Source organism: Hymenobacter sp. DG25B (assembly GCF_000801315.1).
Lineage (GTDB): Bacteria > Bacteroidota > Bacteroidia > Cytophagales > Hymenobacteraceae > Hymenobacter.
In genome coordinates, this window is the sequence record NZ_CP010054.1 from 1,478,693 (window position 1) to 1,492,166 (window position 13,474).

Below are 13,474 nucleotides of genomic sequence, written 5' to 3' on the forward strand. Positions count from 1 at the left end.
TTAATGAGCCGGGGCTTACAGCTTGCCGGCTTTCTTGGCTTCCAGAATCAGGGCGTCGTTCATCTTCACGTAGTCGGCGTTTTTAGCTTCCTGCGCCAGCTTCTTCGACTGCTCGGCGGCCGTTACGGCGCCTTTGTAATCCTTCATTTTCATGCGGATTTTGGCTTCCGTCAGCACGTTCCAGAACTTGGGCTCCGTGGCGTTGGCTTTCTGAATCCAGGCCAGGGCCTCCTTGGGGTCTTTGTTGTTATCGTAGTAGTAAGCAGCGGCGGCAGCCAGGTCGTTGGCGCTTGGCGAGGCATTTTTGATGACCTTCTCGTCAATCTGCGCCATTACCTTGCTGTCCACATCGGCCATCACCTTAAACTTGGCGCCGGTCATTTCCCACTGCATATCCACGTTGGCGGTAGCGGGAGTAAGGTCAGCAAAGTTGATGGTGAAGGTTTCTACCTTCTGGCCCAGCTTGTAGGGCTTCACTTTAAAGGAAGCTACATCATCGGCGGCCTTAAAGCCGGCCACGTCGGCACCCTGCTTCAGGCTTTTGTTGAGCACTACCGTCCACTCCGTTTTGCCGGGAATGGTGTAGATGCCATACTCGCCGGCGGGTACTTTTTTGCCCTCCACGGTCACATCATCAGAAAACTTGATGGCCGTAGTAGAGTTGGCGCCGGTGCGCCAGCGCTTGCCGTAGCCTACCACCGCCTTGCTGGTGGAGTCGCCGAAAATCACGCGGCCTTTCACGCTGGGGCGGTAATAAGTAATGGTTACTTCCGTGAGGCCTACGCGCTGCGTAACGGTGCTTTTGGGGCTGGCAGCCGGGGTGTTTAGCTGTGCCTGGGCAGCAGGAGCCGAGAGAAGCAGTGCGCCGGCCAGCGCAAAACCGGTCAGCAAAGCAGAGGGTGTTTTCAACAGCATAGAGTAAGGAAGAAAGGTTGATATGGGAGGTAAAAGTACACCTTTTGCGCAATGCCGGGCCTGGTTCAGCAATGCCTGCCAGGGTAAACAGCTACGTGCGGATTTGTTTTGGCAATTGCGGGTCACTTACGCAAATTAACCGGGTTAACTGATGGATATCATTGGTTTGATCTGCCCGGGCGCCTGACCTTCGTATCAGGCCTGCCCCGGCTACATCTTGCCGGGGCAGTCACGCATTCTTTCTTCACTTTCGGGCAAAACTCACTTGTATGCAAATCACGGTATTTAGTGCCCACGCCTTTGAACAGCCTTACCTCCTGGAAGCCGCCCAGGGGCAGCATGCGCTGCATTTTGTAACCGATGCGCTGGGCCCTGCTACCGTGGAGCAGGCCCAGGGCAGCACGGCCGTAGCCCTTTTCACCAGCGACGATGCCTCGGGCCCCATTCTGGAGCGGCTGCAGGCCCTGGGCGTGCGCTACGTAGCCGTGCGCGCCGTGGGCCACGACCAGGTAGACCTGGCCGCTGCCACCCGCCTGGGTCTGCGCGTGGCCAACGTGCCCGAATACTCGCCCTACGCCGTGGCCGAGCACGCCCTGGCCCTCATGCTGGGCCTGAACCGCCAGCTGTGCCGCGCCCACGCGCAACTGCAGCGTGGCGACTTCCGCCTGGATAACCTGGTGGGCTTTGATCTGCACGGCAAAACGGTGGGCATTCTGGGCTGTGGGCGCATTGGGGCCGTTATGGCCAGCATTCTGCACGGGTTTGGCTGCCACCTGCTGGGCGCCGATGTGGTGGAAAACCCGGAGCTGTGCCAGCGCTTTGGCCTGGCCTATGTTACGCGGGAGGAGCTGTATGCCCAGGCGGATATTATAACGGTGCATGCACCGCTAACGCCCCAAACGCACCACCTCCTGGATGCCGCTGCCCTGGCGCAAATGAAGCCCGGCGTTATGCTGATTAATACCGGCCGGGGAGGGGTGCTGGATACCAAAGCGGCGCTGGAAGCGCTGAAAACCGGGCAGCTGGGCTATCTGGGTCTGGATGTTTATGAGTTTGAAAAGGGCCTGTTTTTCAATGACCGTTCTCAGCAGCCGCTGCCGCAAACCGACCCGCTGCTGGCCGAGCTGGTTAGCCTGCCTAATGTGCTGGTAACCGGCCACCAGGCCTTTCTCACCCACGAGGCCCTCACCAACATAGCCGCTACCACCTTCTTAAACATCAACTGCTGGGAGCAAAAACAAACGTGCGTGAATGAGCTGCGCCCCGGCTAGTGAACACCGCGCGGGAAGGGCGGTGCAACATTCTCTCTTTCGATAAGGAAGGCCTTTAGCCGGATGTAACAGGCGCCGCCCGGCGGCCGGCTTCGGCGCGCACCATGTTATGAATGCCTTGTAGCAGCGCATCGGGGGTGAAGGAAATGCTGTCGATGCCCTGCTCCACCAGAAACTGGGCAAACTGCGGGTAGTCGCTGGGGGCCTGGCCGCACAGGCCAATTTTCACGCCGCAGCGGTGCGCCGCCTGAATTACCTGGTGCAATAGCAGCTTCACGGCCGGGTTGTTTTCATCAAATAGCGCACTTACAATAGCTGAGTCCCGGTCGATGCCCAGGGTAAGCTGGGTGAGGTCGTTGGAGCCGATGGAAAACCCATCAAACACGGCGGCAAACTGCTCAGCCAGCAGCACGTTACTGGGAATTTCGGCCATTACGTAGATTTCCAGCCCGTTTTCTCCGCGCGCCAGGCCAAACTCCCGCATAATATCCACCACTTTCTGGCCTTCCTCCACGGTGCGGCAGAAGGGAATCATGGCCTTCACGTTGGTAAGGCCCAGCGTGTCGCGCACCCGTTTCAGGGCCTGGCATTCCAGCCGGAAGCCCTCGCGGTAGGCGGGGTGGTAGTAGCGCGAGGCACCCCGGAAGCCCAGCATGGGGTTTTCCTCTTCCGGCTCAAACTGGCGCCCGCCCAGCAGGTTGGCGTATTCGTTGGTCTTGAAGTCGCTCATGCGCACAATCACATCCTTGGGAAAAAACGCGGCGGCCACCAGCGCAATAGCCTGCGACAACTTCTCCACAAAGTACTCCGCTTTGGAAGGGTAGTAGCGCGTGAGCTGTTCAATCTCCTGGCGGGCGGCTTCGTCTTTCAGCTCATCAAACTTGACCAAGGCCATGGGATGAATGCGGATGTTGCTGCTGATGGCGAATTCCATGCGCATCAGCCCCACGCCTTGGTTGGGGTAGCGCGAGAGCCGCATGGCCTGGTCGGGGTCGGCCAGAATAAACATGGGTTTGGTGCGCGGCAGCCGGATGGAGCTCAGGTCGATGGTGGTTTCCTGCCAGGGTAGCTTACCGGCAAAGATGTAACCGGCGTCGCCCTCGGCGCAGGAAACCGTGATTTGCTGCCCATCCTGAATTTGCTGGGTGGCGTTGCCGGTGCCCACCACGGCCGAAAGGCCCAGCTCCCGGGCCACAATGGCCGCGTGGCTGGTGCGCCCGCCCTGGTTGGTGACCAATACTGAGGCTTTACGCATCACGGTGTTCCAGTCGGGGTTGGTGATGTCGGCCACCAGAATGTCACCGGGCTGCAGGCGGTGGCCTTCGGCGGGGGAGTTGAGGATGCGCGCAATGCCGGAGGCAATCTGGCTGCCAACGGCTTTGCCCGTGGCCAGCACCGGGCCGCGCTCCTGCAGGTGGTATTCGTGCAGCTGCAGTTCCTGGTGGCCGTGGTGCACGGTTTCGGGGCGGGCCTGCACAATGTAGAGCTTACTGCTTTGGCCGTCTTTGGCCCATTCCACGTCCATGGGCAGGCCGTAGTGCTCCTCAATCAGCAGGCACCACCGGCCCAGCTGCTCGGCTTCGGCATCGGTTAGTACAAACTGCGCCTGCTGCTCCGGGGGCGTGGGCACGTTTTCAATGGTAGGGCCGGGGCCGGTGTGCGCGGCGGCGTAGCGCATGGTGCGGGCTTTGTCGCCCAGCTTCTTGCTGACTAATGACTGATGCCCGGCCCGCATGGAGGTCTTGAACAGGTAAAACTCATCGGGATTCACGGCGCCCTGCACCACGTTTTCGCCCAGCCCCCAGCTGCCCGTCAGGTAAATCATGGGCTCGAAACCGGTTTCCGGCTCAATGGTAAACGCCACGCCCGCCGAGGCCAGATCGGAGCGCACCATGCGTTGCACCCCCACCGATAAAGCCACCTGCATGTGCGGAAAGCCATTCTGAATGCGGTATTTGATGGCCCGGTCGTTAAACAGCGAGACGTAGCAGCGGCGGCAGGCGTCCAGCACCGCCTCGATGCCTTCCATATTCAAAAACGAATCATGCTGGCCGGCAAAGCTGGCGGAAGGCAGGTCTTCGGCGGTGGCGCTGCTGCGCACGGCTACCTGCGCGCCCGTCGGCGTATCGGTGCTGAGCTGTTGGTAAGCGGCGGTAATGGCAGCCTTAACTGGTTCCGGTATGGTGGCATTCTGCACCAGCGCCCGAGCCGCTGTTCCTACCTCATGCAGGTTGCTGAATTCCTTAGTATCCACGGTTTCGAGCAACGCGGCTAGCTTTTCCCGAATACCGTTTTCATCCAGTAACAACCAATAGGCAGTGGCCGTGGTGGCAAACCCATCGGGAACGTTAATGCCTTTCGGCATCAGCTGATTAAACAGCTCGCCCAGGGAGGCATTCTTGCCGCCAACTACGCCTACCGCGCTGCTGGATAGTTCACGAAAGGGAATAGTGTAAGTCGCATCCATATTGGTTCTCGCAATACGGCCGGGTACGTGACGGCCGGTGAGGAAGAACTGTTAAGATGCGGTATATAAAGAGCTTATGCGTTGATATATGTCATCTTGGGGGGTGACATTGGTCAGGCATATTTACACTCATTAAGAAGGTATATGAAAGAGGCTTATCAGCCGGAGAATAGAGTTTGCTATTCCATTTCAGTAACCAGCTTTATTCGTCGAATACCCATCTCTTCAAATTGGTGAATCAAAGCCATAACCCGATGAGAAGAAACCGTTTTATCAGCTCGAATAGCAATAGCACAACCTGTATCATTTCCCGGCTCTACCCCCTGATTCGGTGGCGGAGATAATATATTTGCGGGGCTTTGATTCTGCACTTCCTGAAGCCCGGCTAAGAGAAGTTCTGTCAATAGCCCTGAATCGTTTTCAAGCGTTAGTGGAATTCCATTAAGCTGTAGCTGACGCCGTGCAGGTGGCATATCGAGCCACTTTGGCAATTGCCTAACATCCTGGCTTAGAAAAGGCAGCTGTTCAAGCTGCTCTTCTTGTTGCGGTGTGAACAAGACGTTGTGCTGTTTAGCTACCCGTTGAATAATGGCTCCTAACAGGTGCGGCTGGTTTGCAGAAAGGTGAAACCTATCCTGCGCATCAAGGTGAACTATAATGGCATATTCAAGCCCTTTAGAGCAGTTATTACTGCAAGTAGGAGTATTTACATAAGGAGCAGCTATGGGCGACGGACCCGTAGAAGTCAGCACATAGAATAGCACCACCATCAGCCACACCCCGAAAAAAATAACTGACCCGAACTCGAGGGTTAGCACACGAGGGAGGGAATAGGAAGTAGTGCGCATCAATCGTTTAGATAGTTGACCGAATCAATGTAACGAAAAAGGGCGAAGCTATGCTTCGCCCTTTTTGGAAGTAACGTCGGAATTTTAACTCAACTCAAACTGCAGTTTCAGCAGATTCGCATACAATCCATTCTCATTATGGGCCAGCTCTTCATGCGTGCCTTGCTCCACAATGCGGCCGCCGTCAATCACCAGAATCTTATCCACTTTGCGGATGGTGCTGAGGCGGTGGGCAATGATGATGCTGGTGCGGTTTTGCATCAGCTCGTCCATGGCACTTTGCACCAGCTTTTCGCTCTCGGAGTCGAGGGCGGAAGTGGCTTCGTCCAGAATCAGGATGGCGGGGTTTTTCAGGATGGCGCGGGCAATGGCCACGCGCTGGCGCTGGCCGCCGGAGAGCTTCACGCCCCGCTCGCCTACCAGCGTATCCAGCCCCTCGGGGAAGGTGGAGATAAACTGCCAGGCGTTGGCCTTGCGGGCGGCCGTGATAATCTCCTCATCCGTGGCGTCGGTTTTGCCATAGGCAATGTTCTCCCGGATGCTGCCGCCGAACAGCAGCGTTTCCTGGGGCACAATGCCGATGTGGCTGCGCAGCTCGGTGAGGTCGAACTGGCGGATGTCGTGGCCGTCGATGAGGATTTTGCCGCCGCTGAGCTCGTAGAACTGCATCAGTAGCTGTACAATGGTGCTTTTGCCGGCGCCACTGGGGCCTACCAGCGCAATTTTCTCGCCGGCCTGAATATCGAAGGTAATGTCTTTGAGCACCGCCAGATCGGGGCGGGTAGGGTAGCTGAAGGCCACGTGGCGGTAGTCAATGTCGCCGCGCACTTGGAGCGGAGCGGTACCGGCCACGCGGGCGCGGTGCGTGGGTTCGGAGGGCTCGTCTAGGATTTCCAGAATCCGCTCGGAGGCGCCCAGCGTGCTTTGCACTTTGCCGTACAGCTCGCCGAGGCCACCTACGGATGCCCCGATAAAGATGGTGTACAGCGCAAAGGAAGTCAGGTCGCCGATGGTCATTTGGCCGGCGGCTACCAGCGAGGCCGCACGCCACAGCACCAGAATAATGCCGCCAAACAGGCCGATAATCACAAACGACACAAAGCCACCACGGTAGAGGTTGCTTTTCAGCGCGGCCCGCACCGTGTTGGTGAGCGAGGCAGAATAGCGGCGGGTTTCAAACTGCTCGTTGGTGAAAGCCTTCACCGTATTAATGCCCTGCAGCGTTTCCTCCACGATGACGTTGGTCTTGGCCAGCTCGTCCTGCGTGGCTTTAGCCAAAACGCGGATTTTACGCCCAAACACCATAGCCAGCAGCACAATAGGCGGGAAGGTGAGCAGCATAAACATCGACAGCTTCACCGACACCATCATGATAAACACAATGCCTACCACCAAGGTCATAATCTGCCGGAACAGCTCGGCCAGCGTCAAGGAAAAGGAATCCTGAATCTGGCTGACATCGGAAGTGATGCGTGAGGTGATGGCGCCCACCCGGTTTTTCTCGAAGTACGGAATGGGCAGGCTCACAAATTTGGCGTAGAGCGCCTGCCGGATATCCCGCACCGTAAACTCACTCACCTGCGTGAAAAACCAGATGCGCCCGAACGAAAACAGCCCCTGGAAGACAATGATGACAAACAGGCCCAGCGCAATCTGATTGATAGAAATGGCGCTGCCATTGGGCAGGATAAAAGGCTTGCCGTTGGCAGTGTCCGTGAGCTTGCCAATCACCCAGGGAAAGCACATCACGGTGGCGCTGGACAAGGCCAGCAGCACCATGCCCACAATGAATTTGGTCCGGTACGGCAGTACATAGCGGAAAATCCGCAGGGCCTTCCGCAGATTTTCTTTGGTTAACTTCTTCTTGGGTACATCCGGGTCAAGGGTTGTGCCGCTGGTATTCATTCCACTTCGGGCCATGTTCGAGGTATTCGGAGCTACAAATTAGGTGGCGCTAGTTCCCCTCCTTTTTTAAGGAGGGGTGCCCGCAGGGCGGGGTGGTAAAACTCGTTGAACGATGACTAGATTTTGGTTTTCTAGCCCTAGTATTTCAACCACCCCTGGCCCCTCCTCAGCTGAGGAGGGGAACTAACATCTAACTCGTAGCGCTACTCATTCTGATTATTCAAACTTTACTTTCGTCTTCGATTTTTCGATTTCTACAATCTGGCTATTGGCAAACGGCACTGGTAGCTGCACCTGCACCGGCAGCGCCACGCCCTTGCGGGTGGCGGGCTTCCAGGGCGGCAACAAAGCCAGCACGCGCAGGGCCTCGGCGTCGCACTCCGGCGAAAGGCCTTTGACCACCGTAGCATTGCTCAGGCGGCCATCAGCCTCTACCGTGAAAGCGGTAAGCACGCTGCCCGTAATCTGCTTGACGCGCGCGGCCTCCGGATACTGTACATTCAGCGCAAAAAATTCTCCTAAGGCCTCCGCACCACCCGGGAACTGGGGTGGTACATCGGGCCGGTTAGTGGCGGGGGTGCGCTGCGCCTGCATGTGGCCGGGCCGGAGTACGGTGGGCTGCTTAGGGGCGGGAGCCGGCTGGGTTTGGGCCTGAGCGGAGGCAGCCAGGCCTACCAATAGCAAAGAAAGGAGCAGGTGTTTCACGAGTGAGCAGGCTAACAAGGTGAACAGGACAAACCGGTGGAAACAGGCAGACACCGCCCGGACCCGCAAAGGTACGCACAACTACCCCATTACCGTTGCTGCCTAACCCCTCAGGCGTGAGCCGGGTTCAATTCATGCACCTGCGCCGTGCGGGAAATGGCCAGCAACCCCAGGAAGGTAAGGGCGCCGTTCAGCAGCAGGATTTCAAACCCGAATTTATAGCCGCCCAGCCAGGCCTCTGAGTTAACGTTGATGATGTAGGTGATGATGGGCGCAGCCACGCACACGGGCAGCACCATCCGGTCGCGCAGCTGCAGGCGGGTAAGGATGCCGAAGGAGAACAGCCCCAGCAGCGGCCCGTAGGTGTAGCCCGCCGCCTTAAACACGGCCGTAATCAGGCTCTGGTCGTTCAGGGCCTGGAAAATGAGGATAATGACCATCAGCACCACGGAAAATCCGAGGTGGGTGAGCTGGCGCAGGTTTTTCTGCCGGTTTTCGGGGTACTGCTTAATGTTGAGGAAATCGACGCAGAAGGAGGTGGTGAGGGCCGTAAGGGCCGAGTCGGCGGAGGCGTAGGTAACGGCAATGATGCCGAGGATGAAGATAATGCCCGCAAACAGGGAGAAATGGTTGGTGGCCAGCAGCGGAAATACGTTGTCGCCAATGATTTTACCCTCGGCGTTGGTAGGCAGCTGAATGCCCTTCACGGCAGCAAACTGGTACAGCAGCACGCCCAGCGTGAGGAACAGCACATTCACGAAGACCAGCACCAGCGTAAACCAGAACATGTTTTTCTGGGCATCGGCCAGGGAGCGGCAGCTCAGGTTTTTCTGCATCAGGTCCTGGTCCAGGCCCGTCATTACAATGGTGATGAAGGCGCCCGAGGCAAACTGCTTCCAGAAGAACTTGTCGTCTTTCAGGTGGCTGAAGTAGATCTGCGACATGGAGCTGTCCTTCACCGTCTTCACCAGCTCTTTCAGGCCCAGGTTCAACTCCGAGGAAATCAGGTAGATGCTCACGCCCACGCAGGTGAGCATGGCCAGCGTCTGGAAAGTATCGGTCCAGAGAATGGTTTTAAGGCCGCCCTTAAAGGTGTAGAGGTAAATCAGCAGAATGCTCACAATCACCGTGACGTAGAACGGCACGCCCATTTTATCGAACACGGCCAGCTGCAGCACGCCCGCCACCAGGTACAGGCGGAACGCCGAGCCAATGGCCCGGGAAATCAGGAAAAACAGCGCCCCGGTTTTGTAGCTCCAGAAGCCAAACCGCTGCTCCAGATAAGTGTAGATAGACACCAGCTGCAGGCGGTAATACAGTGGCATTAGCACCAGCCCAATCACCAGATACCCTACCAGATACCCAAACACCACTGCCATGTAGCTCCAGGACTGCGACTGCACCATGCCCGGCACCGAAATAAAGGTGACGCCCGACAGCGAGGTGCCAATCATGGCAAAGGCCACCATGTACCACGGCGCGTTGCGGTTGGCAATGAAAAACGACTCGCTGGTGGCTTTGCGGGAGGTGAGCACCGCAATGATGATGAGAACAGTGAAGTAGCCCGCAATCAGGCTCAGAATCAGGGTGGGAGACATTCTTGGTGGTTGCGTAATCGTTGTTGGGGAGTGGGCGAGTTGAAAAGGACTGGCCTTACCTGAAAAAAATAGGGGCTAGAAAGTCAAAACTAACCGCTTTCTACTTGCTCATCGCCTTATCAGGCAAAGGTCAGAAAAGAAGCACACAAACCGGCCGACGCTTGGGTACTCATTAGGTCAGGCCAGTGTATTTCTTTTGTAACAAACCGTAGAGCGTGTAACAAGGCATAATGGATAAATTTGAGAAACAGATAGCTTAAATAGTTAAATATTGCCGATAAACCCCCAATTTTAGAACCGAATTGCTAACCTGTCTGAATTGTAATTATAGTTGGTTAGTGCAGCAATTTTACGGTGTGCCATTTATTAAAAACTACATGATCAAACACTTTTACACTCTTTTACTGGCGTTGCTGCCGGCCACAGTATTCGCACAGTCAACGTTTACGCGCCCGGATCGGAGTTTTCTGCATCCTGAGTCAGCTGAAAAAGCAATTGCTCAAACTGCCAAGGCCCGTCCCACGGCTACCAAGCGTGTAGCCCGCATCCGTACGGTATATAATTGGAATACTTCTACCGGGAAGTGGTCTGAAACAGGTACGAAATACACGACAACCTATAATAGCGCCGGTCGGCCTGAGAATACCTTAGCCCTCGACTCGGCTACCAGTAAACCAGTTTCCCAGACACAATTAACCTTTAATACAGCTGGGTATGTGACGAGTTACCTGCTGGAAACCTGGAATGGAAGCAATTGGCAAAATTCCCTGCGCTATACCGCTAGCTATAATGATAATAACCTTGAAACCGATTTTCTGCAACAAGTATGGGAGAATGGTGCTTGGGTCAATGACTATCAAGACAAAATTACCTACGATTCTTACGGCAACGTCACGGAGGAAATATATTATGACAGAACTCTAGCGGTAAATGCTAATTGGCTGCCAACGCATCACGCCAGGTATACCTACACCTATACTAGCGCCGGTGTAATAAGTGAGAAAGTAGTAGAGGCGGCATCAAACAATGACCCTCTGACACTAAATGGCCGTTACTTGTACACCTTTCCCAGCACTACTTCGAAGTTCTTCTCTAGTTATCTTTATCAGCGTTGGGAAAACGGTACCTATGTTGATAATCTAAAATGTGATGGTATCCAGCGAGATTCAAAAAACCGGATTACACAACAAGTATTCTCCTTTTTGAATAATGGAGTTTGGGAAATTACTTTACGCACGCTCACTACGTATTCCGGGGACTACGGAAGTGAAATTGTCGATCAAGCGCTTAATGGCAATGTCTGGGTAGATATGAGTCGTATGGTTTCTAGCTATGACAGCTACAATAACCATTTAGGAACCACTTTTGCAGATTGGAAAAACAATATATGGGCTACTACAGCGGGCACTAGCTATCAACTCAGCTACACCGATAATGCAGAAATAAAATCCCGTATTTACAAACTGTTTAATGTGGCGGCAAACCAGTTCGTCAATAAAACTAAAACTTATTATAAGGACTTCGCAGCCGTGATTTTGGCTGCCAAGAACACACAGCAGCTTAATAAACTGTTGCAATTGGCTCCTAATCCGGCATCAGACCAGATAATTTTCAAGCTAGCCGGCCTGCCCATGCACGAGCTACTTACAGTTGAGGTGTTTAACAGTCTGGGCCAATCGATACAGAGCTTCCGCCTATCGCCCCAGAAAGCAAATCAAGGCCATATACTGGATGTAAGTAACCTGAAGGCCGGCGTATACAGCCTGCGGCTGCTAACTTCGGAAGGTCCCATTACCCAGCGCTTTGTACGGGAGTAATTCGGGAACATATAACTTGAAAATGGGACAGGCACCTTCTACCGAAGGTGCCTGTTTCGTTATGTTTACTCCCACTCATTCCAGCGCAGCACTTCGCCTACGGCGGGTGCGTGCAGTTCGGCGCGCAGCATACCGCCGGCGGCCACTTCCTGCAGCGTGCGCAGGGGCTCAGAGGCAGGCTCATCGCTCAAATCAAAGGTGCCGTAGTGCATGGGCACCACGTGGCCAGCGCGCAGCACGTTGGCGGCTTTAGCGGCTTCGTGCGGGTTCACGTGGCTTAGCTGCATCATAAAAGCCGGCTTGTAGGCCCCAATGGGCAGGAGGCAGACATCCACGGGGCCAAAGTGCTTTTCGATTTCCTCAAAATGGCCATCAAAAGCAGTGTCTCCAGTGAAGAAAATCAGCCGCCCATCCGGTGTGCGAATCATAAAGCTGCCCCAGAGCACCTTGTTCATATCCGTGAGGCCGCGGCGGTGCCAGTGAGCGGCGGGCAGGTAGAAAATTTCCAGTGGCACCTCGGGGCCCAGGTCAAACTGCTGCCACCAGCCGGCTTCCTGCACGCGGAGAGTGGGCACCATTTTCTGTAGCAGCGGCTGCATACGCAGCGAGGAGAGGACCTGCATCTGCGGATTCTGAGCCGCCAGGAGTTTCACGGATTGCTCGTCGAGATGGTCACGGTGGCCGTGGCTGAGCAGCAGGTAATCAATGCCGACAATGTCCTCCGGGCGGCAGGGCAGGGGGTGGCGCCGGCGCAGAAACGGGGAATCAAACAGCACCGGGTCGAAGAGCAGGGTAGTGCCGGCCACGCGCAGCAGGAAGGTGGCGTGGCCCAGCCACACCAGCGCATCATCAGAGGAAGTAAAGCAGTCGGCGCAGGGTACTACGGCCGGGGCCCAGGTATCCTGCTTTTTCTCCTCTTTTTGCGGGTTTTCGGTGAGGAGCTTCCAGCGAATAACGTTGCTGAAATCGGGGTTGTAGAGCTTTTCGCCGTTGGCGAACTGCTGGCCGAAGAGCTTGTTGCCGGGGTAGTTGGGCCTGATGGTGGGCAGCTGCTCGTTGCGCGCGTAGGAAATTCGTTCAGCCATAAAGAAGTGGCGGGTGTAACTGGAAAAGCCGGCGGCGGGCGCGGGCTTAGAAATATCAGCGTAAAGCAAAGCTCCCTGAAAACCGATTCCAGAGAGCTTCAGCTGTAATAAAGGAGCAGATTAATAGCCCAGAGGCTGCCCCGATGCCGGGCCGTAGTACATACCATTGCCCGGCGCGGTGCCGGAGGAAACCCGAACGCCGCCGGAAATGGAAACATTCTCCGAAATCTGGAAATCGGCCCGCAGATTTACGCCCGAGCCCGGGGTGTTAAAGCCCGCGTAGGGGTTCACCACGGGCCGGCCACCCACGGTTGGCGTCAGGTCTTTCCAGGCCGTTCCAGTCAGCGACAAGCGCGGTGACACGGCATAGATTCCGCCAGCCTGCACCAGATAATGATTGGTGCCTAATAGCCCCGGGCGGGAGCCGCCGTTTTCGGCGGTGGAAGCATACGCTGCCCCCGGCATAGTGCGCAGGTAGGTAACGCCCCCAAACACGGAAAAACGGGGTGCCAGCCGGTATACCACCGAAGGGCTGAGGTAGGAAGCTGAGCCATAGCGACCCGCAAACATAGCACCGGCCGTGAGGCTATAGGAAGCCCGCCCGCCCAGCAAACCGGGAACCGGCCGCGTAGCCGTGGCGGCGCCGCTGGTCATTACCTGCGCCGAGGCGGAGCTGGCCAGCAGGCTTAAAGCAGCGAAAAGAGCACCAAATCGGAACATAGAAGACGAGTGGCAAGGTGGAAATCCTATGCTAAGATACACAACATACCCTGCAGGGTTGTAACGGTAGTGGCTGGGGAAGAATAAAACCGGAAACGCCGCGTGGTGCTGTCGTGCTAATCCGGTATTTTGGACGGCTAATC

The 13,474-nt window shown here is 56.0% G+C and carries 10 protein-coding genes; 2 read left to right on the forward strand and 8 right to left on the reverse strand.

Going from position 1 to position 13,474, the window contains the following annotated elements; genetic code table 11:
• Positions 1-15: 15 nt before the first annotated feature.
• The gene (locus PK28_RS06330; RefSeq protein ID WP_231576228.1) at positions 16-909 is read right to left on the reverse strand and encodes a DUF2911 domain-containing protein; all 894 of its coding nucleotides are present in this window, start codon (positions 907-909) and stop codon (positions 16-18) included.
• Positions 910-1,184: 275 nt separating this feature from the next.
• On the opposite strand from PK28_RS06330, the gene PK28_RS06335 reads away from it, so the two are divergent.
• Positions 1,185-2,186: a 2-hydroxyacid dehydrogenase gene (locus tag PK28_RS06335; protein ID WP_044512531.1), complete on the forward strand. Its 1,002-nt coding sequence runs from the start codon at positions 1,185-1,187 to the stop codon at positions 2,184-2,186.
• A gap of 55 nt (positions 2,187-2,241) precedes the next feature.
• Here the strand turns inward: PK28_RS06335 and ppsA are convergent, their stop codons facing one another.
• The 5 genes from ppsA to PK28_RS06360 all read right to left on the reverse strand — a co-directional run bounded on the left by ppsA (position 2,242) and on the right by PK28_RS06360 (position 9,709).
• Entirely contained in the window at positions 2,242-4,653 is a 2,412-nt protein-coding gene (gene ppsA, locus PK28_RS06340) for a phosphoenolpyruvate synthase (RefSeq protein ID WP_044512533.1), read from the reverse strand.
• Between the two features lie 179 nt (positions 4,654-4,832).
• Complete coding sequence (locus tag PK28_RS06345; RefSeq protein WP_044512536.1) at positions 4,833-5,501, reverse strand: hypothetical protein; 669 nt, start codon at positions 5,499-5,501, stop codon at positions 4,833-4,835.
• Between the two features lie 84 nt (positions 5,502-5,585).
• Positions 5,586-7,421: an ABC transporter ATP-binding protein gene (locus tag PK28_RS06350; protein WP_044512538.1), complete on the reverse strand. Its 1,836-nt coding sequence runs from the start codon at positions 7,419-7,421 to the stop codon at positions 5,586-5,588.
• Between the two features lie 201 nt (positions 7,422-7,622).
• The gene (locus PK28_RS06355; RefSeq protein WP_156126269.1) at positions 7,623-8,111 is read right to left on the reverse strand and encodes an energy transducer TonB; all 489 of its coding nucleotides are present in this window, start codon (positions 8,109-8,111) and stop codon (positions 7,623-7,625) included.
• 110 nt (positions 8,112-8,221) lie between these two features.
• Positions 8,222-9,709, reverse strand: a complete 1,488-nt coding sequence (locus PK28_RS06360) for a sodium:solute symporter (protein WP_044512540.1) — start codon at positions 9,707-9,709, stop codon at positions 8,222-8,224.
• Positions 9,710-10,086: 377 nt separating this feature from the next.
• Here PK28_RS06360 and PK28_RS20100 point away from each other — a divergent pair, with 377 nt between their 5' ends.
• Positions 10,087-11,526, forward strand: a complete 1,440-nt coding sequence (locus PK28_RS20100; protein WP_156126270.1) for a T9SS type A sorting domain-containing protein — start codon at positions 10,087-10,089, stop codon at positions 11,524-11,526.
• 65 nt (positions 11,527-11,591) lie between these two features.
• On the opposite strand, the gene PK28_RS06370 is transcribed toward PK28_RS20100, so the two are convergent.
• Positions 11,592-12,611, reverse strand: a complete 1,020-nt coding sequence (locus tag PK28_RS06370) for an MBL fold metallo-hydrolase (protein WP_044516436.1) — start codon at positions 12,609-12,611, stop codon at positions 11,592-11,594.
• A gap of 120 nt (positions 12,612-12,731) precedes the next feature.
• Complete coding sequence (locus tag PK28_RS06375) at positions 12,732-13,331, reverse strand: hypothetical protein (protein WP_048825676.1); 600 nt, start codon at positions 13,329-13,331, stop codon at positions 12,732-12,734.
• Positions 13,332-13,474 lie beyond the last annotated feature (143 nt).